The sequence below is a fragment of the Thermohalobaculum sp. genome (assembly GCF_058622915.1).
Window position 1 is genome coordinate 1 of record NZ_JBZSYN010000043.1, and the last position, 22,320, is coordinate 22,320.

Sequence of the window (22,320 nt, forward strand, 5' to 3'; positions counted from 1 at the left end):
CCAGGCCGTCCGGTGCGTATCCGAGCGCGAGCTCGCCCGCGTCGAGGGCCGCGCCATAGGGCTGGCCGAGAAAGGGCAGCAGCAGGCGCGGCGCCGACCAGTCGATATCGAAGTGCCGCGCAAAGGCGCTTTCCGCGCCGTGGCGCAGCACGTCGCGCCACCACGGGTTCTGGGGCGAGGCCGCCATGTGGTTCGGCACGATGTCGAGGATCAGCCCGAGGCCGGCCTGCCTGAGCGCCGCCGAGAGCCGCTCGAAGCCCTCCATGCCGCCGAGGCTCGCGTCCAGCCGCCCGTGGTCGGTCACGTCGTAGCCGTGGCTGGAGCCGCTCGCCGCCTGGAACAGCGGCGAGGCGTAGAGGTGGCTGACGCCGAGCCCGGCCAGATAGGGCACCAGCCGGGTGGCGCGGTCGAAGTCCATGCCGTGGCGGAATTGCAGCCGGTATGTGGCGCGCGGCAGGCTCATCGCGGCCGCGCGCCGCGCATTGCCGCGACATGGGCGCGCCAGCCCGGGTGATCGGCCAGCCGCTCGAGCCCCAGGGGCAGGCGATGACGCCAGTTGGAATGTTCGTCCACCGTGCCGGGCACGTTGACCTGGCTGGTCAGCCCCAGCGCATCCTCGAGCTGGAGTGCCATCAGCCGGCAGGGGCCTTGGGCGATGGCGGCGTAGAGCTTCGGAGAGACCTCTCGTGCAGAGGTCGCGCCGAACCGCTCGGCCAGGGCGCGACGCACGGCATTGCGCGCGGCCGCAAGCGCGTGGCGCTCGTCGGCCGAGATCATCCCGAGATCGCGCCGCAGGTCGAGGTCGGCGCCCTCCCACCAGCTGGCGAGCGGCGGCATGTCGTGCGTGGCGAGGCAGGCCAGCGCGTCCCGCGGCCAGCGGTTGAGGAAGGCGAAGCGCGCCTTGTCGTCCTCGAAGAAGAAGACACGGTAGCCGTGGATGCGCCGGCGCTCCATCAGTGGCCGGAAGCCTTCTGGCACCACGCCAAGGTCCTCGCCGATCACCATCGCCCGCGCGGTCTGCGAGGTCTCCGCCAGCCGCGCCAGCATCACGGACAGGGGATAGCGCACATAGGCGCCCTCGGTCGCCGGGGCGCCGCGCGGGATCAGCCAAAGCCGCGCGAGGCTCATGGCGTGGTCGATGCGGATCGCGCCGGCGTGCCGCATCACGGCTGCAAGCGTTTCACCGAAAGGCCGGCCGGCCAGCTCGGCGATGCCGACCGGCGAATGGGGCGCGAGGCCCCAGTCCTGCCCGGTGGTGCTGAAGCCGTCCGGCGGTGCCCCGACCGAGACGGCCGGCACGGTGATCTCCGGCGCCGACCAGGCCGAGGAGCCATCGGGTGCTGCCCCGACCGCGAGATCGAGGTAGAGGCCGATGCGCATTCCGGCCTCGCGTGCGGCCCGCTGCGCGCGTGCAAGCTGGACATCCGCCTGCCATTGCAGCCAGCAATGGTAGTCGATGCGCCCGGCGTGACGGGCCGCGAAGGCCCGGACCTCGGCGCTTTCCCGGTTGCGATAGGCTGCGGGCCAGCCGCTCCAGGCGGCGCCATGCCCCTCGGCGGCCATCGACTCCGAGATCGCCTCGAACAGCGCATGCGCCTCGAGCCCATCGCCCTGCGCGGCGCGAAAGGCACGGAAGGCGGCGCGGTTCGCGGCCGTCCAGGGGAACGCGGCGAACAGGCGCGCAAGCACACGCGCCTTGAGCGCCGCCACACCGGGCCCGTCGAGCAGTGCGGCACCGCGCAGGCGGGCTGCCGCCTCCGCCTCGTCGGGGGCGAGACCCGCGAAGCCCTCGATCCACTCGGGCGCCAGATAGAGCGGGTTGAGGAAGCGCCGGTTCGAGGGGAAGAACGGGCTGAGCCGCTCGGGCGCGCTCCAGAAAAGCGCGTGCAGCGGGTTGATGCCCACGAAGTCCGCGCCTTCGGCCGCCGCCAGCCGGCAAAGCGCGGCGAGATCGGCGAAGTCGCCCATGCCGAGATTGCGCTCGGAGTCGAGCGCGGGGAGCTGGCAGGTCACGCCCCAGGCGCGCGCGTCCTCGAGCTCGGGCGGCACGTGACAGTGCGGCGCGCCGGCCTCGGCAAGCGCCTCGCGGATGCCCGAGGGCGGCTTCGCTGCCGTGCGTTCGAGGCCGAACAGCTCGGCCAGCGCCGCCAGCGTGCGGTCCGGCACGACGTGCTCGCGGGCGTCGAACCCCACATAGGCCGGCTCGATCCCGTGCGAGGCGCACAGACGCGCGAGGGCGCCGGTCACGGTGCGTCCTCGAGCGTGACCCGCACCGCCCAGGCATCGCGCTTCATGCGGCCAAGATGCGCGAGCTCGCGGGCCGGCAGCGCGGCCTCGAAGGGCGTGCCGCCGAGGTTGGCGACGATCCCGAGCCGGCTGCCGTCACCCAGGGTCCAGCGCGCCTCGACCCCGCGCGCCCCGCGGGCATCGACGCTTCCGTTCATGGAGCGGATGCCGGGCAGACGCGGGGCGATCTCCTCGGCACGGACGTGCAGCAACTCCCGCACGAGCCCAAGGCGGGCGCGGCCCGCTTCGTTGTCGATCCCCGACCAGTCGAGGCGCGAGCGCTCGAAGGTCGCCGGGCTGTTCGGGTTGGGGATCCTCTCGCGGGTCGCTTCGTCGGCGAACTGGCGCCAGCGGGCGAACTCGCGCCGGCGGCCCTTGCGCACCGCCTCGGCCAGCTCGCCGTGGAAGTCGCAGAAGAACTGGAAGGGCCGGGTCTCGCCCCATTCCTCGCCCATGAAGAGCATCGGCACCATGGGCGAGAGCAGCAGGATGGCCGTCAGCACCTCCACCGCCGCGGGCGGGGCCAGCGTGGTCAGCCGTTCGCCGAAGGCGCGGTTGCCGGTCTGGTCGTGGTTTTGCAAGAAGTTGACGAAGGCCAGCGGGGGCAGGTGGGCCGAGGGCTCGCCGCGCGGCGCTCCGCCCCGATGCGGCGACGGGCGCCCCTGCTGTACGAAACCGTCGCGCAGGGCCGTGACCATGTCGCCGCGCGGGTCTTGCGCATAGTCGCCGTAATAGCCGTCGTCCTCGCCCGTCGCCAAAACGTGGGCGACGTGGTGGAAGTCGTCGTTCCACTCGCCGTCGTAGAGCAGCGCCCGCCCTCGTGCGTCGCGGCGGTGGAGACGCGTCACGTTGCGGTCGTCCTCGGTGGTCAGGTGCACCTCGCGTCCGAAGTCGTGCGCCCGCACGGCGCTGGCGAGCTCCTCGACAATCGGGGGGTCGGAAGCGTCCTGGATGGTGTCGATCGCGTCCAGTCTAAGCCCGTCGATCCGGTACTCGTCGAGCCAGTAGAGCGCGTTGTCGATGAAGAAGCGGCGCACGGCCGGGCGGTCGAAGGCGATGGCGGCGCCCCAGGGCGTGTGCTGCTCGGGGTGGAAGAACTCCGGCGCGTAGACATGCAGGTAATTTCCGTCCGGTCCGAAGTGGTTGTAGACCACGTCGAGGAAAACCATCAGCCCGCGCGCATGCGCCGCGTCGACCAGTCGCTTCAACCCCTCCGGCCCGCCATAGGCGCGGTGCGGCGCATACAGCAGAACGCCGTCATAGCCCCAGCCCCGGTTGCCCGAGAACTGTGCCGCGGGGCACAGCTCGACCGCGGTGATACCCGTTGCCGCCAGATGGTCGAGGCGCTTGGCGATGCCGTCGAAGTCACCGCTCGGCGAGAAGGTGCCCGTGTGCAGCTCGTAGAGCACGGTCTCGTGCCAGGGCCGCCCGCGCCAGGCGTTGCGCCACTCGAAGGCGCGCGGATCGACCAGGACCGAGGGGCCGTGCACGTCGCCGGCCTGCATGCGCGCGGCGGGATCGGGCACCTCGTGGCCCGCCACGGCGAAGGTGTAGGGGGTGCCGGCCAGCGCGGCCAGCTCGGTCTCGAACCAGCCGTCGGCGCTCCTGTCCATGCCGTGCCTCGCGCCGTCGAGGCAAACCGCGGCTTGCTCCAGCCCGGGGGCCCACAGACGAAAGCGCGAGCGGCCGTCCGCCACGGGCTCCGCGCCCCAGGTCTTGGGGAAATGCGCATGGCTCACTTCAGCGCCTCCAGCGTCTCGAGCAGCAGAACGGCGCGCGCGGGTACGGTGATGTCGTTGCCCGAGGCAATGGCCTCGCGCTCGGAAAGGACCTCGGCCGCGGCGCTGTCGACGATCAGACGCCACTTCACTGGCGCCTCGCGCGCGGGCAGACGGAAGGTGAGGTCCTGTTCCGAGGCGTTGGTCAGCAAGAGCAGCGACCGCTCGCCGGCGCCGCTGAGCATCAGGCCGACCGCCTTGTCCTCGGCGTTGGACCAGTCGTCCCAGTCCATCTCGCCCCCGTCCGGCTTGAGCCAGGCGACGTCGCGGAATGACGCCGCGCCGGTCGGCTGGCCATGGCGGAATTTGTTGGGACGCAACAGGTGCCGGCTCTTGCGGATCACCACAAGCCCGCGCAGGAAGTCGGAGAAGTCGGGATTCCGCGCGCCCTCCCAGTCCAGCCAGCTGATCTCGCTGTCCTGGCAGTAGGCATTGTTGTTGCCCTGCTGGCTGCGCCCGATCTCGTCGCCCATCAGCAGCATCGGCGTGCCGTGGCTGAGCATCAGCGTGGCGATCGTGGCGCGGCGCAGCCGGTCGCGCAGCGCCAGCACGTCCTCGTCGTCGGTCGGGCCTTCGACGCCGCAGTTCCAGCTCAGATTGTGGTCGTGGCCGTCGCGGTTGTCCTCGAGGTTCGCCTCGTTGTGCTTGGCGTCGTAGGCCCACAGGTCGGACAGCGTGAACCCGTCATGGGCGGTGACGAAGTTGATGCTCGCCCAGGTCCGCCGCCCGCGCCGGTCGAACTGCGGCGCCGAGCCGAGCAGCCCGGCGGCCAGGTCCCTGCGGCCGTCCGGGTCGCCCCGCCAATAAGAGCGCACCGCATCGCGAAAGGCGTCGTTCCACTCGGCCCAGCCGGGCGGGAAACTGCCCAACTGGTGGCCGTTGGGGCCGACATCCCAGGGCTCGGCAATCAGCTTGACCTGCTGCAGCACCGGATCCTGGCCGACCGTGTCGAAGAAGATCGCGCTGGGGTCGAACTGGTCATAGTCGCGCCCCAGCGCCGTCGCGAGGTCGAAGCGGAAGCCGTCGACGTGGCACTCCTCGACCCAGTAGCGCAGCGAGTCCATCACCATCTGCATGACGCGCGGGTGGCTCAGGTTCATGGTGTTGCCGCAGCCGGTCGTGTCGTAGTAGTGGCGCCGGTCTTCGGCCAGCGCGTAGTAGCTGGCGTTGTCGATGCCCCGGAACGAAAACGTCGGGCCCATGTGATCGCCCTCGGCGGTGTGGTTGTAGACCACGTCCAGGATCACCTCGATCCCCGCCTCGTGCAGCCGTTTGACCATGAACTTGAACTCGTCAATCCCGTGGCCGGGCGAGATGTAGCGGCCGGCGGGCGCGTGAAAGCATAGCGTGTTGTACCCCCAATAATTGACCAGCCCCTTGTCGACCAGGTGCCGGTCGTCCACCGGCGCCTGTACCGGCAACAGCTCGATCGCGGTCACGCCCAGCCGCGTCAGGTGCCGGATCACGCGCGGATCGGCGAGCCCCGCAAACGTCCCGCGAATTTGCTGCGGCAGGTCGGGGTGCAACTGGGTCAGCCCCTTGATGTGGGCCTCGTAGATGACGGTCTCGGACCAGTGTCGGCGAGGACGGATGTCTTCGCCCCAGGTGTAGGCGGGGTCGATCACCATGCATTTCGGCATGACCCGGGCGCTGTCGCGCCGGTCCATGCTGAGGTCGCCGCGCGGCGAGCCCACGCGGTAGCCGAAACAGGCGTCGTGCCAGTGGATTTCGCCCGACAGCGCCTTGGCATAGGGGTCGACCAGAAGCTTGTTGGGGTTGAACCGGTGGCCCTGGTCGGGCGCGTAGGGCCCATGCACGCGGTAGCCGTAGAGCTGCCCGGGCCGCACGTCGGGCAGATAGCCGTGCCACACCTCGTGGGTGAACTCGGGCAGGGTGACGCGAGCGGTCTCGCGCCGGCCCTTGGGGTCGAACAGGCACAGTTCGACCTTGGTCGCATTGGCCGAGAACAGCGCGAAGTTCACGCCGGAGCCGTCCCAGGTGGCGCCAAGCGGATTCGGCAGCCCCGGCAGAACCCGGTAGGCCATGTCAGGTCATTCCTTCAGGTGAGTTCGGGCTCGAGGACAATCGTGCCGAGCGGCGGCAGGGTCAAGCGCAGCGAGGCGGGCCGCCCGTGCAGCGGCACGGCCGCTGCCTCGACCCGGCCGCCGTTTCCGATGTTCGCGCCGCCGTAGATCGCCGCGTCGGTGTTGAGCCGCTCGCGCCAAGAGCCGCCCTGGGGCACGCCGATCCGGTAGTCGTGGCGCACCACCGGCGTCATGTTGCACACCACCACGGCGCGCTCGCCACCCGGGCCGCGGCGCTCGTAGGAGAACACGCTCTGCTCCACGTCGCCGCCCTCGATCCAGGCGAAGCCCGCCGGCTCGCAATCGAGCCCGTACAGCGCGGGGCTCTCGCGGTAGAGGGCGTTGAGGTCGCGCACGAGCGCCTGAAGCCCGGCATGGTCGGCCTGCGCCAGCAGGTGCCAGTCGAGCGAGCGGTCGTGGCTCCACTCGCGCTCCTGGCCGAACTCGCCGCCCATGAACAGCAGCTTCTTGCCCGGATGCGTCCACATGAAGCCGTAATAGGCGCGCAGGTTGGCGAACTTCTGCCAGCGGTCTCCGGGCATCTTGGCGATCAGAGAGCCCTTGCCATGCACCACCTCGTCGTGGCTGAGCGGCAGCACGAAGTTCTCCGAGAAGGCATAGTCGATGCCGAAGGTCATCTGGTGGTGGTGGTACTTCCGCCAGGCCGGGTCCTTCGACATGTAGACCAGCGTGTCGTGCATCCAGCCCATGTTCCACTTGAAGTCGAAGCCGAGACCGCCCTGCTCGACGGGCCGGGAGACCCCGGGGAAAGCAGTCGACTCCTCGGCGATGGTGACGCGCCCCGGGTGGCGCTCCGCCACCAGCCGGTTGACCTCGCGCAGGAAGGCGATGGCCTCGAGGTTCTCGCGCCCGCCATAGATGTTGGGAACCCACTGGTCGGCCGGGCGCGAGTAGTCGAGGTAGAGCATCGAGGCCACGGCGTCGACGCGCAGCCCGTCCACGCCATAGCGGTCGAGCCAGAACAGCGCGTTGGCGGCGAGGAAGTTCGCCACCTCGCGCCGGCCGAAATTGTAGATCAGCGTGTTCCAGTCCATGTGGAAGCCGAGCCGCGGGTCGGCGTGCTCGTAGAGATGGGTGCCGTCGAAGCGCCCCAGCCCGTGCGGATCAGTGGGGAAATGCGCCGGCACCCAGTCGATGATGACGCCAAGCCCCGCGGCATGGCAGGCCTCGACCAGCCGGCGGAAGCCCTCCGGGTCGCCAAAGCGCGCGGTCGGGGCATAGAGCCCGACCGGCTGGTAGCCCCAGGAGCCGGTGAACGGGTGCTCGGAGACCGGCAGGAACTCGAGATGCGTGAAGCCCATCTCACGCGCATAGGGCACCAGCGTCTCGGCCAGCTCGTCATAGCTGAGCCAGCGATCGCCCTCGGCCCGCCGCCACGAGCCCAGATGCACCTCGTAGACCGAGACCGGCGCGTTTCGTGCCTGCCGCGCGGCGAGCGCCTGGTCCCATTTCGGCTCCCGCGCCGGCTCGGGCAGCGCATGGATCACGGAGGCCGTCGCGGGGGGTGCCTCGTGGCGCAAGCCCACAGGGTCGGCCTTCAGCGGCTCGACCTCCCCGGCGGCGCCGACGATCTCGAACTTGTAGCGCGTGCCGGCGCCGACGCCGGGCAGGAACAGCTCCCAAACCCCAGGCCGGTGGCGCAGGCGCATCGGGTGCCGCCGCCCGTCCCAGAAGTTGAAGTCCCCCACGACGCTGACCCGCCTGGCGTTCGGAGCCCAGACCGCAAAGGCCGTGCCGTCCACGCCTTCGTGGCGTACTGGCCGGGCGCCGAGCCGGGTGTAGAGCTCGAGATGCCGCCCCTCGGCAATCAGGTGCGCGTCGAGGTCGCCCAGGATCTGCCCGAACGCGTAAGCGTCGTGGCCGGTCCAGTCCTTGCCGTCGCCATGAAAGGCCAGCCGGTAGTCGAAGCGCTTCTTGCGCCGCGGCAGGTAGCCGGCAAAAACGCCCGCCTCGTGCACGCGGGCCAGCTCCGCCACCGTCTTGCCGCGCGCATCCGTGACCGAGGCCTGCGACGCCCCCGGGTCGAAGGCCGCGACCCTCAGGCCCTCCGGCGTCTCGTGCATGCCCAGCCAGCGGAACGGGTCGGCCAGCCGGCCGATGGCGATCTGCTCGCACACGTCGGCCGGCAGGGGGCCGTCGGTCGTCTCCATATCGGGGCGCATCACTTGCCTCCGTCGAGCAGCGTCAGCGCGCCCCGCACCGGGATCGACAGCCAGCCGGGGCGGTTCGCTGCCTCATAGCCGATTTCGTAGAACACCTTTTGCAGCAGGAAGAGGCGCAGCAGCTCCTCGCTGCCAACGCCGCCTGTCGCGGCCTCGTAAGCTTCGAGGAATCGCCGGCGCGACCAGTCGAGCCAGGCCTGCGCCGTGGCGTCGGCGCGCTCCGAGCCCGCGCCCTTGGCGCGCAGCCGGTCCAGCGCGGCGAAGGCGGCGTAGTCGAAGCTTCGCAGCATCCCGGCTACGTCGCGCAGCGGCGAGGACTTGGCGCGGCGCTCCTCGAGGCTGCGCCGCGGCTCGCCCTCGAAGTCGATGATGACGACGTCGGCATGGGCCACCAGCACCTGCCCCAGATGGTAGTCGCCATGGATGCGCGTTTTGCGCCCGGCGGGCCGGGTGCGGCCGAGCTGGCGGATGAGGCCCTCGACCTCGCGCCGCCCGGCGATCAGCGCCTCGAGCTCCGGCGTCTTCGGGGCGCCATCGAGGCGGCGGAATGCATCGGCAGCCTGGGCCCGCACGTCGGCGGTCCAGGCCGTGATGTCGGCCCTGGTGATCCGTTCGGTGCCGAACGCCTTGTCCCGGCTGGGCGTTGCCAGCGCACGGTGCAGCTCGCCGGTGCGTTGGCCGATCACCTCGGCGATGTCCAAGGGGAAGGGGAAGCCCTTCTCGCCGTCCACCGGCTCCTCGAGGTGCTCGGTCATCACCTTTTCCTCGATCTCGCGCGTCAGCGCGTCGATCGTCACGCCCCAGGCGTCACCCTGGTTGGGAACGAAGGCGAAGCAGGCGGCGACGGTGGCCGGCTCCTCGCCGTCGCGGGCGATGCGTGCCTCGCCGAGGAACGCCGGGGTGTTCGGGAAGGCGGCGCGCTCGGTCAGGAAGCGGCCGATCTCGATGTCCGGCTGCCGGCCCGGCCGGAGCCGGCGGTAGATCTTCAGCATGCCCTTGTCGCCGAAGGCGACGCAGACATTCGACTGCTCGACGCCCAGGGGCCGGCGGTCCTGCACGTCCTCGAGCGCGGCCAGGCCCTCGGTTCCGTCGGCGCTGAACGCCAGGCCGCCCGACTCGACCTCGCTGCCCGCGCGCATGGCCGCGACCATCGCCTCGGCAAATCCGGGGTCGCGCGCGGCGTCCACCAGGGCGCCGAGGCGGTTGGTGCGCCGCAGCCGCGCCAGAGTCTGGGCCAGGGTCGGTGCGCCGAACTGCACGTGCTCCTCGCCCCACAGCGCCATCAGGGGCAGAAAATAGGTCTGCGCGCCGCTCTCGGCGGTCGCCACCTCGGCCACGTTCAGGGTGTAGCCCTGGCCAAGCTCCGGCCCCGGGGCCACGTCGATGCGGCTGATCCGCTCGCCCTTGGCGCCGTACCAGCGCTGGAGCGGCAGGAATTCGGGCAGCACCTCGCGGCACAGCCGGTCGCACGATTCGCCCTTGAGCGCCTCGGAGGCCTTGAGGGTGCGGCAGGTCAAGGTCACGAACTCGGGCAGGATTTCCTGCATCGGCTGGTGCCAGGCGGGCAGGGTGGCCTCGCCCGCAAGCTGGAACCAGAAGAAGCCGTAGGGCGGCAAGGTCAGCATGTAGGGCAGATCACCGATCGGCGGGAAGGCGGTGCCGCCGTCCATCTCCACCGGCACCATGCCGCGATATTCCGAGAGGTCGAGCTCGGCCGCCTGCGCCGAGCGCGAGACGTTGAAGACGCAGAGCATCACCTCGTCGTCCCAGTTGCGTGTATAGGCCAGCACCTTGCGGTTGCGTGGGTAGAGCAGCCTCAGATGGCCGCGCCCGAATGCCTTCTCGCGCGCCCTGACCCGGGTCATCCGCTTCATCCAGTTGAGCAGCGAGCCGGCGTTGGAGAGCTGGGCCTCGACGTTCACGGCCTCGTAGCCATAGACCGGGTCCTGGATGATGGGCAGGAACAACTGTTGCGGGTTGGCGCGGGAGAAGCCGCCGTTGCGGTCGGCCGACCACTGCATCGGCGTGCGCACGCCGTCGCGGTCGCCGAGGTAGTAATTGTCGCCCATGCCGAGCTCGTCGCCGTAATAGATCACCGGCGTGCCTGGCATCGAGAACAGCATGCCGTTCATCAGCTCGATCTTGCGCCGGTCGTTCTGCATCAGGGGCGCGAGGCGGCGCCGGATGCCCAGATTGATCCGCGCCCGCCGCTCACCGGCGTAGAACGACCACATGTAGTCGCGCTCGCGGTCGGTCACCATCTCGAGCGTCAGCTCGTCGTGGTTGCGCAGGAAGATCGCCCACTGGCATGGGTCCGGGATGTCCGGGGTCTGGCGCAGGATGTCGGTGACCGGGTGCCGGTCCTCCTGCGCCAGCGCCATGTACATGCGCGGCATGAGCGGAAAGTGGAAGGCCATGTGACACTCGTCGCCCTCGCCGAAATAGGGCCGCGTGTCCTCGGGCCACTGGTTCGCCTCGGCCAGCAGCATCCGGTCGGGATAGTGCTTGTCCACCTCGGCGCGGATCTTCTTCAGCACCTCGTGCGTCTCGGGCAGGTTCTCGTTGTTGGTGCCGTCGCGCTCGATCAGGTAGGGGATGGCGTCGAGCCTGAGCCCGTCGACCCCCTTGTCGAGCCAGTAGCGCATGACGCGCAGGACCTCCTTCAGCACCTGCGGGTTGTCGAAGTTCAGATCCGGCTGATGGGCGTAGAAGCGGTGCCAGTAGAAGGCGTTGGCGACCGGGTCCCAGGTCCAGTTCGACTTCTCGGTGTCGAGAAAGATGATGCGCGTGCCCTGGTATTTCTCGTCGGTGTCGGACCACACGTAGAAGTCCCGCTCCTTGCTCCCGGGCGGCGCCTGGCGCGCGCGCTGGAACCAGGGGTGCTGATCCGAGGTGTGGTTGATGACCAGCTCGGTGATCACCCGGATGCCGCGCCGGTGGGCCTCCTCGAGGAACCGGTCGAAGTCCTCCATGTCGCCGTAGGAGGGGTTGATCGAGGTGTAGTCCGCGATGTCGTAGCCGTCGTCGCGCAGGGGCGAGGGATAGAACGGCAGCAGCCAGATCACGTTGACACCCAGCCCCTCGATATAGTCGAGACGCTGCATCAGGCCCTCGAAGTCGCCGATGCCGTCGTTGTTGGCATCGTGGAACGCCTTGACGTGGAGCTGATAGATCAGGGCGTCCTTGTACCAGTCGGGCTGGCTGCGATCGATCAGCGACTTGGCCCGGGCCTTGGTCCTGGTGCGATTGCGGGGCTTCGCTGCGGTCTTGGGGGCATCCATCGGCACGCTCATTCGCTCGCAAAGGCTGGATGCTGCAGCGACCAGATGGCATAGGGCCGCTCATCGGGCGTCAGCCAGACGTGCTGCATCTTGCCCTCCCACTGGAAGTCTTGGTTGGTCACCAGATCGGTCCCCTCGATGGTCGCATGGTCGGGCAGGTCGAACTCCCACAGTGGCACCTCGATCGCCGCGCCTTGTGCGTGATGCGGATCGAGATTGACCGCAAACACAACGAAATCGGACAGATCCGGTGTGAACTTCGCGTAATAGAGGATATGTTCGTTCCAGGCGTTGTAGAACTTCAGCCCCTCCATTTGCCGCAGCGCCGGGTGTTCCGTCCGGATCCGGTTCAACAGCCGGATGTCGTCCTTGATATGGCCGGGCCGGTCGAAGTCCCATGCCTTCAGCTGGTACTTCTCGCTGTCGAGGTACTCCTCCTTGCCGGGCATCGGCGTGGCCTCGCAGATCTCGAAGCCGTTGTAGAGGCCATAGCTGGGCGACAGCGAGCCGGCCAGCACCAGCCGCACCCGGTGGCCGGCGCGACCGCCGGTCTGGAGATAGCCCGGATTGATGTCCGGCGTGTTGGCAAAGAAGTTCGGCCGCATCACGTAGGGCATGTCGCCCGAGGTCAACTCGGTCAGGTATTCGACCAGTTCGGCCTTGGTATTGCGCCAGGTGAAATAGCTGTAGGACTGGGTGAAGCCCACCTTGGCCAGCCGCTTCATCATCTTCGGCCGGGTGAATGCCTCGGCCAGGAAGATCACGTCCGGGTGCTGGGCCCGCACGTCGGCAATCATCCACTCCCAGAAGGGCAGGGGCTTGGTGTGCGGGTTGTCGACCCGGAAGATCTTCACGCCCTGCTCCACCCAGTGCAGCACCACGTCGCGCAGCGCGAGCCACAGGCCCGGGATGGCGCCGCGGTAGAAGTGGACGTTGACGATGTCCTCGTATTTCTTCGGCGGGTTCTCGGCGAACTTGATGGTGCCGTCGGGGCGCCAATCGAACCACTCGGGATGCTCCCTGATCCAGGGGTGGTCCGGCGAGCACTGGATGGCGAAGTCGAGCGCAATCTCCAGCCCGTGCTCCTGTGCGGCCTCGACAAGCCGCCGGAAGTCCCCCAGATCGCCAAGCTCGGGATGCAGGGCATCGTGCCCGCCCTCGTCTGAGCCAATGGCGTAGGGCGAGCCGGGATCGTCCGGCCCCGCGACCAGCGAGTTGTTGCGGCCCTTGCGGTTGGTCCGCCCGATGGGGTGGATCGGCGTGAAATAGAGCACGTCGAAGCCGAGATCGCGCACATAGGGCAGCCGCGCGATCACATCGTCGAAAGTGCCGTGTCGCGCTTCGTCGAACGACATCGAGCGCGGCATCAGCTCGTACCAGGCCGAGACCAGCGCGCGCTCGCGGTCGACCCACACCGGCAGCGGCGCGTCCAGCCGGGACAGGTTGGTGCGGATGCCGACGCGGCGCATGAGCTGCGTAGTCTCGCCGGTCATCAGGATGCCGAACACCTCGCCCTCGCTGACGGCTTTCTCGACCGCGGCGACCAGGCGCTTCAGCGCCGCCTTGTCCTGCCGGCTCAGGCCCTCCGCCTGCTCCAGCGTGCGCGCGAGCAGCGCGCGCCCTTCGGTGAGCTCAAGCCCGATCGGCTGGTCCGCGGCGTGCTTCTTGGCCACCTCGCCCTGCCACGAGGCGAACATGTCGCGCCAGGCGTGGATGGTGAATTCGTGCGGGCCGATTGCATCGAAGGTGGCCACGCCCCGCCAGCGGTCGTTCGTCAGCGGCAGCATGGGCGCCTCGGTCCACTCGCGCCCGCCCACGGGGCGCGTCCTCAGGGCGGCGTCGATCTTGTCATGGCCATCCGAGAATATGTCGGCCTCGACCACGAAGGGGCGTCCCTCGACGGCCTTGGCGGCGAAGCGGCCGCAATCGATCTCGGGCGTCACGGCCTCGATGGCGACGCGGTCCGCGGAAAGCCGCATCAGGCGCTCGATGGCAGCCTCGTCCTTTCGCGGCGTCCGCTTCCGGGGCGTTTTGGGCTTCGTCTCAACCGGCACGGAGCTCCCCCCACGGCTTGGGCTTCGTTTTGCGCCAACCACGCGACGTGGCCGGCGACCGGCCCCTCGCGGGCCAAAGGTTCATAATAGAAACCGGTCCTCTCGTTGCAACGAGTGGCCTGGACAAGGGTTCCCGTCCAGTTCCGGCATCCTGGCGGCGTGAGCGTTATTCGGCGTGGTGCGGCACGCGCCGGACGGGATTTTGGACTAGGGCCGGTCAATCTGCCAAACGTTCCATGCACATCCGAATCGCCCGCGCTCAGATGCCGAGGAACGGCTGCGCCAGCCGGGGAATGAGGCCGCGGAAGCGCAGCGGCGCGTCCGTGACGGCGAGACAGATGCAGGCCTGCTCGGGCCCTGCCACCGGCTGGTGCTCGATGGTGGCATCGGCCTCCTCGACATCGCCGCGCCTGAACCAGGCGCCCTGGTCGTAGAACGAGCCCGCCAGCACCAGTGTCAACTCCATCCCCCGGTGGCCGTGATCGGGCACTGCCGCGCGCGCCGGTATGTGCAACAGCCGCGCCTTGGACTTCGAGGCCCCGGTCTCCACCGGCAGGTGCTTCACGCCGCCGCCGAGGCTGCGCCAGCGCAGCGCGTCCACGTCGCCGCCCGCATAATCGCGCAGCGGCTGGGGCAGGACGAAGCTGCGGTCAGCGGGCCGGGGCGCGCTCGCCTGGGGCGCGGGCTCCGGCGTCGCACGCTCGATGCGGTCGAGCACCGCCTCCAGCTCGGCCTCGCTGACGCCGGCTTCCGGCGCCTGCTCGAGCATCGCGCCCGCCAGCGCCTCGGCCGCCTCCAGCGCCCGGCGGCAGGCCGGGCACAGCGCCATGTGCGTGGCGATCAAGAGGCCCACGGCCTCGTCCACCTCGCCCGCGGCGTAGGCCACGATCAACTCGTCCGAGATGTGGTGATGCACGCTCACAGCAGTCCCCCCGCCTTGGCGGCGAGCCGCGCCCGCAGATGGCCATAGGCCAGCCGGATGCGGGACTTCACCGTTCCGATCGGCAAACCGAGCTGTGCCGCGATCGCCTCGTGCGAATGATCCTCGAAGAACGACAGCCTGAGCACCTCGCGCTGCTCCTCGCTCAGCTCGGACAGCGCGCGGTTCAGCGACTCGCTGCGCTCGCGCGCGGTGACTCGCTCCTCGCCCAGCGGCTCGGCTTCGGGGACGAAGGCGGGATCGTTGGGGTCGAACTCGGGTCGCTTCTCGCGGCGAAAGGCGTCGATCTGGCGATTGCGCGCGATGGTGAAGATCCAGGTCGCGGCCGAGGCGCGCGCGGGATCGTAGGTCGCCGCCCGGGTCCACACGGCCACAAAGGTCTCCTGCAGTACCTCCTCGACCCGTCCACCGGCGTCGCCGAACCGCATCAGATAGGCCTTCACGCGCGGCGCGAAGTGGCGGAAAAGCTCGGAGAAGGCCGCCCGGTCCTGCCGCTCGGCAACCGCGACGATCAGGGCCGACATGCCGTCCCCCTGCGCCTCGCCAGGCTTTGCGTCCGCGCCTTGCGCCACGCTGTTCTCCTCAGCACCCGTCCACGCCCGGCGGGGGCCGGGCCGGGTTTGGGGAAACCGTATCAGATTCGCCGCAGACATGCCCGTTATACGCGGCCGAGCGCGTCCGGATCAGCGGAGTGCGGAAAAAAATGTGTAATCCAAGCCAGCCGCCGATGCGTACTACCGGGCACAGCAACAGGCACAGGGTCGCCGGGCATGGAAAGCTTGCGCATTGCGGTGATCGGGGGCGGGATTTCCGGCCTCGCGACGGCCTGGCTTTTGGCGCCGCGGCACCAGGTTGTGCTCTACGAGGCCGAGCCACGGCTGGGCGGCCATGCCCGCACGGTCGAGGCGCCCGTCCCGCGAGGGCCGGTGCCCGTAGACACCGGCTTCATCGTCTTCAACGAGGTCAACTACCCGCACCTGACGGCGCTCTTTCGCCATCTCGGCATCGCCACGCACGAGAGCGACATGTCCTTCGCGGTCAGCCTGGACGGCGGCGCCATCGAGTACGGCTCGAAGGGCCTCAACGCGGCACTGGCGCAACGCGTCAATGCGCTGCGTCCCGCCTACTGGCGCATGCTGCGCGACATCCTGGTCTTCAACCGCACCGCGCTGGCGGTGGCCGAGGCCGATCCGCGCCTCACCGTTGGCGAACTGATCGCGCGCCAGCGCCTCGGCGCCTGGTTCGCCCAGTATTATCTCCTGCCCATGAGCGGCGCGATCTGGTCGACCCCGCGCGCCGAGATGCGCGACTTCCCCGCCCTGGCGCTGGTGCGCTTCTTCGCCAATCACGGGCTGCTCTCGCTTGGCGGACAGCACCAGTGGCGCACGGTTACCGGCGGCGCCCGGGAATACGTGGAGCGCATGGCGGCTACCATGCAGGCGACGCTCCGCCTCGGCACACCCGTCGAGGCCGTGAGCCGCGACCCCGCTGGAGTGTCCGTCCGGGCCGCCGGCGCATCCGATCGCTTCGACAAGGTGGTGCTCGCGTGCCACTCCGATCAGGCGTTGCGCCTGCTCGCCGATGCGGATGCGCCTGAGCGACGTGTCCTGGGCCGCGTGCGCTACCGCGAGAACCGCGCCGTCCTGCACACCGATCCGGCGCAGATGCCGCGGCGCCGAGCCTGCTGGTCGAGCTGGGTCTACCGCGCCTCCAGCCGGACCCCCGAGGCCCAGGCCTCGGTCACGTACTGGATGAACAATTTGCAGGGAATCGCGGAAAACACACCGCTTTTCGTCACCCTCAATCCGCCGTCCGAGATCTCTGAGGAGTGTATCCTGGACGAGCACATCTGCCACCACCCGCAATACGACCTCGGTGCGCTTGCTGCCCAGGCAGAATTGCCCGGGATTCAAGGCCGCCGCGGCACCTGGTTCGCCGGCGCCTGGACCGGGCACGGGTTCCACGAGGACGGCCTCGCAAGCGCCGTCGGGATTGCCGAACGCCTCGGCGTGAGCCCGCAATGGCGGACCTGAGCCCCGCCATCATCCGCGGCCGGGTCAGCCATGCCCGGACGCTGCCGGTGGCGAGCCGCTTCGCCTATGCGGCCGATTACGTGCTGCTGACCGAGGCGGCGCTGGGTGGGCGTGGCGGCCCGCGCCTGTTCTCCTACGGTCGCCGCAACCTGGTTTCACTGCACCCCGCCGATCATGGCGTTAGCGCACCGGGTGGGCCGGACTGGGTGCGCAACGTCGCTGCCGAGCGGGGTGTGGCGGGCGTCGCCCGGGTCGCCCTGCTCGCGCATCCCCGCGTCTGGGGCTATGTCTTCAACCCCGTCAGCTTCTGGCTGATGAGCGATGCCTGGGGCGACCTGCGCGCCGTGCTGGCGGAGGTGCACAACACCTATGGCGACCGTCATGCCTATCTGTGCCGCCATGCGGACGGCCGGGCGATCGGCCCCGAGGACTGGGTCGAGGCCGACAAGCAGCTGCACGTCTCGCCCTTCTTCGATGTCGAGGGCCGCTACCGGTTCCGCTTCTCCTTCGAGGGGCCGCATATCGGGGTCTGGATTCGCTACGACGACGGCCACGGGGGCGGGCTGAGGACGGCATTGGTAGGCCAGCGCCGCCCCTTCACGGACGCCGAGATGCTGCGAACGCTGGCGCGCCGCCCGCTCGGCGCGGCGCGCACCATCGCATTGATCCACTGGCAGGCGCTGCGGCTGTGGCGCAAGGGGTTGCGATTTCGTCCGCGTCCGGCGCCGCCCGTCGAGCCGCTGACATGAGTTTGCCTCCCGCCGATCCGCTCGTCGCGGAACTGCGCCGGCGATCCTGAGGATAGTCAACCGCCTCGATGCCGGTCATCCCAAGACCACGGAGACCCAACATGCCATTCGGTGATTTTCTCGGCGCCCTCGGGATCGGCGCAGCCTGCGCAGGCCGCGGCGGATCCTTGCTCGAGCGCCATGCCGGACGGGCCCCGCGGCTCGACCTGCGCGACTACCTGGCCGGGCCGCTCGAGGCCTCGGGCATCTTCTTCGATTACGCCGGCAGGGCGTCGCTGTCCTTCACGGCAGATATGGAGGGCCACTGGCACGGCGACGGCGGCACGGTGGCCGAGCGCTTCAGCTATTCGGACGGCCGCGCCGATGCGCGCACCTGGAGCATTCGCTTCGACGGCCCGAACGGCTTCACCGCCACCGCCCACGACGTGGTTGGCACGGCCGCCGGCCAGCAGCGCGGCAACGCCGCGCGCATGTGCTACCGCCTGCGCGTTCCCCGCGGCGACGGGCAGATCGTGGTATCGATGGAGGACTGGTTCTACCTGCAGGAGGACGGCACGCTGATCGGTCGCACACGCATGAGGAAATTCGGCTTGCCGGTCGGCGAACTGGTGGTCGTGTTCCGCAAGGCGCCGGCGTGAGCCCGCTTGTGGGCAAGCGCTACTGGCTGATCGGCGCCAGCGCCGGAATCGGCCGGGCGCTGGCGCATGAGCTGGCCGGCTGCGGGGCCGAGCTCGTCCTCTCGGCCCGCGACGCGGAGGCGCTCGAGGCGCTGGCCGCCGACCTGCCCGGAAGCGGCCACGCGGTTCGGCCTTGTGACGTCACCGACCGCGGGTCGCTTGCCCGCGCCCATGCCGCAGCCGGCACCCTCGATGGCCTGGTCTACCTTGCCGGGACCTACCGGCCCATGTCGGCGCTGCGGCCCGATCTCGACGCGCTCGAGGCGATGTCCGACGTCAACCTCGCGGGCGCGCTGCGCGCCCTGGCGTTCGTGGTGCCCCAGTTCGCCCGGCGGGGCAGGGGCCATATCGTTCTGGTCGGCTCGCTGTCAGGCTACCGGGGGCTGCCCAACGCCTGGGGATACGGCGCCACGAAGGCGGCGCTAATCAACCTGGCCGAGAGCCTGCGCGCCGACCTGCGTGGCACCGGCGTGCGCGTGCAGATCGCGAATCCCGGCTTCGTCCGCACGCGGCTGACCGACCAGAACGACTTTCCGATGCCGTTCATCATCTCCGCCGCCGAGGCCGCACGCCGGCTGCGCCGTGGCATGGAGCGCGGCGGCTTCGAGATTGCGTTTCCCCGCCGCCTCGCGCTGATGCTGCGGCTGCTCTCGTGGCTTCCACGGCGGGTGTATTTCGCACTGGTCGCGGGGACCATGGGTGATCCATCTGCCGGCCGGGCACGTAACCGATCCGACCGCCAGACACCGGGACGCCCATGACCGAGATCACGCCGCCGACGTTATCGCCGCTGTTCAGCTGGCTCGAGCCGGAGCGCAGCGAGGCCCGGCGCGTGCACCAGGGCGCGGCACCTCTTCCGCGCCGGTTCCAACTGGTCTTCGCCCTGCTCCGGCGGCTGGAGCAGGGCACGGTGGAGGTCCGCCTCTCCGACGGGCGCAGCTTCACCGCCTGTGGCCGGCGCCCCGGCCCGGTGGGCCGCATCGACGTGCACGAGCCGGGGCTGTTCTCGCGGCTCGTGCGCCAGGGCGATCTCGGCCTCGCCGAATCCTACATGGACGGTTGGTGGAGCACGCCCGATCTCCAGGCCGTGCTCGACGTGATGGTCCGCAATGGCCATGCCATGCGCGACGGCATCCGCGGTTCGGGCCTGCTGCGCGCCTGGGAGCGGCTGCGCCACCGCCTCCGCGCCAACACCCGGCGCGGCGCGCGGCGCAACATCGGCCGGCACTACGACCTCGGCAACGACTACTACCGGCTCTGGCTCGACGAGACCATGACCTACTCCTCGGCGCTGTTCGCGACCGGCGAGGAGACTCTGGCCGAGGCACAGCGCAACAAATACGCCGCGATATGCGACCTCATGCGGCTGCGCCCCGGCGACCACGTGCTCGAAATTGGTTGCGGCTGGGGCGGATTCGCCGAGTACGCCGCCGCCGAGCGCGGCGCCCGCATCACCGCGCTGACGCTGAGCCGCGAGCAGCGCGACCATGCGCAGCGGCGGCTGTTCGAGGCCGGCCTGGCCGAGCGCGTCGAGGTACAGTTGCGCGACTATCGCGACGTGAGCGGCAGCTATGACGGGATCGCCTCGATCGAGATGCTCGAGGCAGTCGGCGAGCGCTACTGGCCGCGCTATTTCTGCACGCTGCGCGACCGCCTGAAGCCCGGCGCGACCGCGGCGCTGCAGACCATCACGGTCCCGGACCGGTCCTTCACCGCCTATCGCCGCAGGACCGATTTCATCCGCAAGCACATCTTCCCCGGTGGCATGTTGCCCTGCCCGGGCGCGTTGCGGCGCGAGGCGGGTGCGGCGGGGCTGGAGCTCACGCACTGGCGCGACTTCGGCGAGAGTTATGCGCGCACGCTGCGGCTGTGGCGCGACGCCTACCGGGCGCGCCAGGGCGAGGTCTCCCGGCTGGGCTTCGACGCGCGCTTCCTGCGCATGTGGGACTTCTACCTCGCCTCCTGCGCGGCGACCTTCGGTGCCGGGACCACCGGCGTCGTCCATATCGGGCTGCGGCGGCCGGCCTGACGGGCACGGCCGCGGGCGGTGCAGCGGCCGCTGGCCACACCGAGCTTGCGTCTCGCGTCCAAACCCGCAATTCTGCCCCGGCAACCCGGGTCCGGAGGCAGTTGATGTATCGTGTTCGCCTGTTCGCCATCCGCCATGCCCGCGGCTTCGAGTGGATCTACCAGCAGCTCGAGCGGGTCATGATCACCCTCGATCCCGTCTTCTCCCGCATCGGCTACGACCGCGTCGAGCGCCCCGTCGCCTTCGTCGAGCGCAACGTCAAGGGTCTGCTGTTCGACTGCCAGATGTGCGGCCAGTGCGTGCTGTCCTCGACCGGCATGTCGTGCCCGATGAATTGCCCGAAGACCTTGCGCAACGGCCCCTGCGGCGGCGTGCGCCCCGGCGGCTACTGCGAGGTCAAGCCCTGGATGAGATGCGTCTGGGTCAAGGCCTGGGAGGGCGCGCAACAGATGCAGAACGGCCCGCGCATACGCGAGGTCCACCCGCCCGTGGACCATCGCCTCAAGGGCTCGTCCTCGTGGTTGCGCGTGGCGCGCGAGAAGGCCGCGCGCCTGCGCGAGGCGCGAGAGGCGGCGCGTACCGCGGTCGCCCGTGCCTTCCCCGACGCCCGCGAGCACGAGCCCGCCACAGCGCCGCTGGCGCCCGAGCCGCCGGCTGCGGTGAATGCCGAGGCGCGACGCTGATGACCGACGCCGCCGATTTCTCCGAGCCGTTCCGCGCTTATGAGGAACCGCCCGCCGGCCATGTCTCGGGCAGCCGGCTCGAGCGCGTCCTGCGCGCCGGCCGCTTCGCGGTGACCTCCGAGCTGAACCCGCCCGACTCGGCCGACCCGGCCGACGTGTTCGAGGCGGCGCGCCCGCTTGCCGAGGTCTGCGACGGTCTCAACGCGACCGATGCCTCGGGTGCCAACTGCCACATGTCCTCGATCGGCATCTGCTCGCTGCTGACGCGGGCCGGGTACGGCACGATCTACCAGATCTCGTGCCGGGACCGGAACCGCATCGCCATCCAGGGCGACGTGCTGGGGGCGGCTGCGATGGGGGTCAGGAACGTGCTGTGCCTGACCGGTGACGGGGTGGGCGTGGGCGACCAGCCGGGTGCCAAGCCCGTGTTCGACTTCGACTCGGTCTCGCTTCTGCGCACCATCCGCACCATGCGCGACCACGGCGTGTTCCTCTCGGGCCGCAAGATCACGCGCCCCCCGCACATGTTCCTCGGCGCCGCCGAGAACCCCTGCATCCCGCCCCAGGAATGGCGCCCGGATCGTCTGGCCAAGAAGGTCGAGGCGGGTGCCGAGTTCATCCAGACCAACTACATCTTCGAGATGCCGGTGTTCGAGAAATTCATGGCGCGGATCCGCGACCTCGGCCTTGACCAGCGGGTCTATATCCTCGCCGGCGTCGGCCCGCTCGCCTCGGCCAAGGCGGCGCGGTGGATGCGCTCGAACGTGCCGGGCATCCACATCCCCGACAGCGTGATCGAGCGGCTTGAGGGTGCGAAGAAGCCCGCCGAGGAGGGCAAGCGCCTGTGCATCGAGCTGATCCAGCAGATCCGCGAGATCAAGGGCGTGGCCGGCGTTCACGTCATGGCCTACCGCCGCGAGCACGTGGTCTCGGAGATCATCGCGGAATCGGGGGTTCTGGCAGGGCGGGCGGCCGCAGCGCGGCGCGCGCGGACGCCCCATTCCTGAGCTCGCGCGCCGGGCACGCGCTGCCATGCGACACAAAAAATGCGCGGACCGACGGCGGGGATCGACTCGGGCGCGGTCGGTGCGTTAGCACCGTCGCCCGACCCCCCAACCAACGCGAAGCAGCACAACGACGGAGAGACCTCATGCAGTCCATTCGCCTCACCGCCGCCCTGGCCGCGCTCGGACTCGCCCTCGGCGGCGCTGCCGTGACGCCCGCCGGCGCGGGTCAAGTCGAGGCGATCCGGGTCGCCCAGGCCGAGACCTACAGCGACGCGAAGCTGCAGTCCTTTGCGGTGGCCGCGCTGCAGGTGCAGAAGATCCGCCAGGACTTCTCCAGCCGGATCGAGAAGATCAGCGACAAGAAGAAGCGCCATCTGCTCGCCACCGAGGCCAACACCAGGATGGTCGACGTCATCAAGGCGTCTCCGGGCATCACGGTGGAGGAGTACAACGCCATCATGCGGGCGGCCTCCACCGACAAGGCACTGACCGAGCGGATCAGCAAGCAGCTCAACGCCGCCGCCAGATGAGGGCCT

Annotated in this window: 17 protein-coding genes; 8 read left to right on the top strand and 9 right to left on the bottom strand. The window is 69.8% G+C overall.

Annotated elements, in window-relative coordinates:
• The 9 genes from AC32QD_RS03785 to AC32QD_RS03825 form a co-directional block, all read right to left on the bottom strand.
• On the bottom strand, positions 1-463 hold a 463-nt coding region (locus AC32QD_RS03785; protein ID WP_492009149.1), incomplete at its 3' end, for an alpha-amylase family glycosyl hydrolase.
• Positions 460-2,247 carry a 4-alpha-glucanotransferase gene (gene malQ / locus AC32QD_RS03790; protein ID WP_492009150.1) on the bottom strand — a complete coding sequence of 596 codons (1,788 nt, stop codon included), beginning with the start codon at positions 2,245-2,247 and terminating at the stop codon, positions 460-462. The genes malQ and AC32QD_RS03785, both read right to left, overlap by 4 nt.
• Complete coding sequence (gene treZ / locus AC32QD_RS03795; RefSeq protein ID WP_492009151.1) at positions 2,244-4,025, bottom strand: malto-oligosyltrehalose trehalohydrolase; 1,782 nt, start codon at positions 4,023-4,025, stop codon at positions 2,244-2,246. The genes malQ and treZ overlap by 4 nt, the downstream gene beginning before the upstream one ends.
• Entirely contained in the window at positions 4,022-6,109 is a 2,088-nt protein-coding gene (glgX, locus tag AC32QD_RS03800) for a glycogen debranching protein GlgX (RefSeq protein WP_492009152.1), read from the bottom strand. Before glgX ends, treZ begins: the two co-directional genes overlap by 4 nt.
• Before the next feature lie 14 nt (positions 6,110-6,123).
• The gene (gene glgB / locus AC32QD_RS03805) at positions 6,124-8,319 is read right to left on the bottom strand and encodes a 1,4-alpha-glucan branching protein GlgB (protein WP_492009172.1); all 2,196 of its coding nucleotides are present in this window, start codon (positions 8,317-8,319) and stop codon (positions 6,124-6,126) included.
• Between the two features lie 11 nt (positions 8,320-8,330).
• Complete coding sequence (treS, locus tag AC32QD_RS03810) at positions 8,331-11,624, bottom strand: maltose alpha-D-glucosyltransferase (protein WP_492009153.1); 3,294 nt, start codon at positions 11,622-11,624, stop codon at positions 8,331-8,333.
• Positions 11,621-13,591, bottom strand: coding sequence for an alpha-1,4-glucan--maltose-1-phosphate maltosyltransferase (locus AC32QD_RS03815; RefSeq protein ID WP_492009154.1), 1,971 nt, complete (start codon positions 13,589-13,591; stop codon positions 11,621-11,623). Before AC32QD_RS03815 ends, treS begins: the two co-directional genes overlap by 4 nt.
• A gap of 334 nt (positions 13,592-13,925) precedes the next feature.
• Complete coding sequence (locus AC32QD_RS03820) at positions 13,926-14,588, bottom strand: ChrR family anti-sigma-E factor (protein WP_492009155.1); 663 nt, start codon at positions 14,586-14,588, stop codon at positions 13,926-13,928.
• Positions 14,585-15,178: a sigma-70 family RNA polymerase sigma factor gene (locus AC32QD_RS03825; RefSeq protein ID WP_492009156.1), complete on the bottom strand. Its 594-nt coding sequence runs from the start codon at positions 15,176-15,178 to the stop codon at positions 14,585-14,587. Before AC32QD_RS03825 ends, AC32QD_RS03820 begins: the two co-directional genes overlap by 4 nt.
• A gap of 198 nt (positions 15,179-15,376) precedes the next feature.
• Between AC32QD_RS03825 and AC32QD_RS03830 the strand changes: the two genes are divergently transcribed.
• The 8 genes from AC32QD_RS03830 to AC32QD_RS03865 all read left to right on the top strand — a co-directional run bounded on the left by AC32QD_RS03830 (position 15,377) and on the right by AC32QD_RS03865 (position 22,314).
• Positions 15,377-16,639: an NAD(P)/FAD-dependent oxidoreductase gene (locus AC32QD_RS03830; RefSeq protein ID WP_492009157.1), complete on the top strand. Its 1,263-nt coding sequence runs from the start codon at positions 15,377-15,379 to the stop codon at positions 16,637-16,639.
• Complete coding sequence (locus tag AC32QD_RS03835) at positions 16,627-17,388, top strand: DUF1365 domain-containing protein (RefSeq protein ID WP_492009158.1); 762 nt, start codon at positions 16,627-16,629, stop codon at positions 17,386-17,388. Before AC32QD_RS03830 ends, AC32QD_RS03835 begins: the two co-directional genes overlap by 13 nt.
• Positions 17,389-17,489: 101 nt before the next feature.
• Positions 17,490-18,026, top strand: coding sequence for a DUF3833 family protein (locus AC32QD_RS03840; RefSeq protein ID WP_492009159.1), 537 nt, complete (start codon positions 17,490-17,492; stop codon positions 18,024-18,026).
• Positions 18,023-18,826 (top strand): SDR family NAD(P)-dependent oxidoreductase, encoded by an 804-nt coding sequence (locus AC32QD_RS03845; protein ID WP_492009160.1) that lies wholly within the window; start codon positions 18,023-18,025, stop codon positions 18,824-18,826. The genes AC32QD_RS03840 and AC32QD_RS03845 overlap by 4 nt, the downstream gene beginning before the upstream one ends.
• The gene (locus AC32QD_RS03850) at positions 18,823-20,094 is read left to right on the top strand and encodes a class I SAM-dependent methyltransferase (RefSeq protein WP_492009161.1); all 1,272 of its coding nucleotides are present in this window, start codon (positions 18,823-18,825) and stop codon (positions 20,092-20,094) included. Before AC32QD_RS03845 ends, AC32QD_RS03850 begins: the two co-directional genes overlap by 4 nt.
• Before the next feature lie 104 nt (positions 20,095-20,198).
• A complete protein-coding gene (locus AC32QD_RS03855; RefSeq protein ID WP_492009162.1) occupies positions 20,199-20,777 on the top strand; it encodes a methylenetetrahydrofolate reductase C-terminal domain-containing protein in 579 nt (192 codons plus the stop codon).
• Positions 20,777-21,784 (top strand): methylenetetrahydrofolate reductase, encoded by a 1,008-nt coding sequence (locus tag AC32QD_RS03860; protein WP_492009163.1) that lies wholly within the window; start codon positions 20,777-20,779, stop codon positions 21,782-21,784. The genes AC32QD_RS03855 and AC32QD_RS03860 overlap by 1 nt, the downstream gene beginning before the upstream one ends.
• A gap of 143 nt (positions 21,785-21,927) precedes the next feature.
• Entirely contained in the window at positions 21,928-22,314 is a 387-nt protein-coding gene (locus tag AC32QD_RS03865; protein ID WP_492009165.1) for a DUF4168 domain-containing protein, read from the top strand.
• The last annotated feature ends 6 nt before the right edge of the window (positions 22,315-22,320 follow it).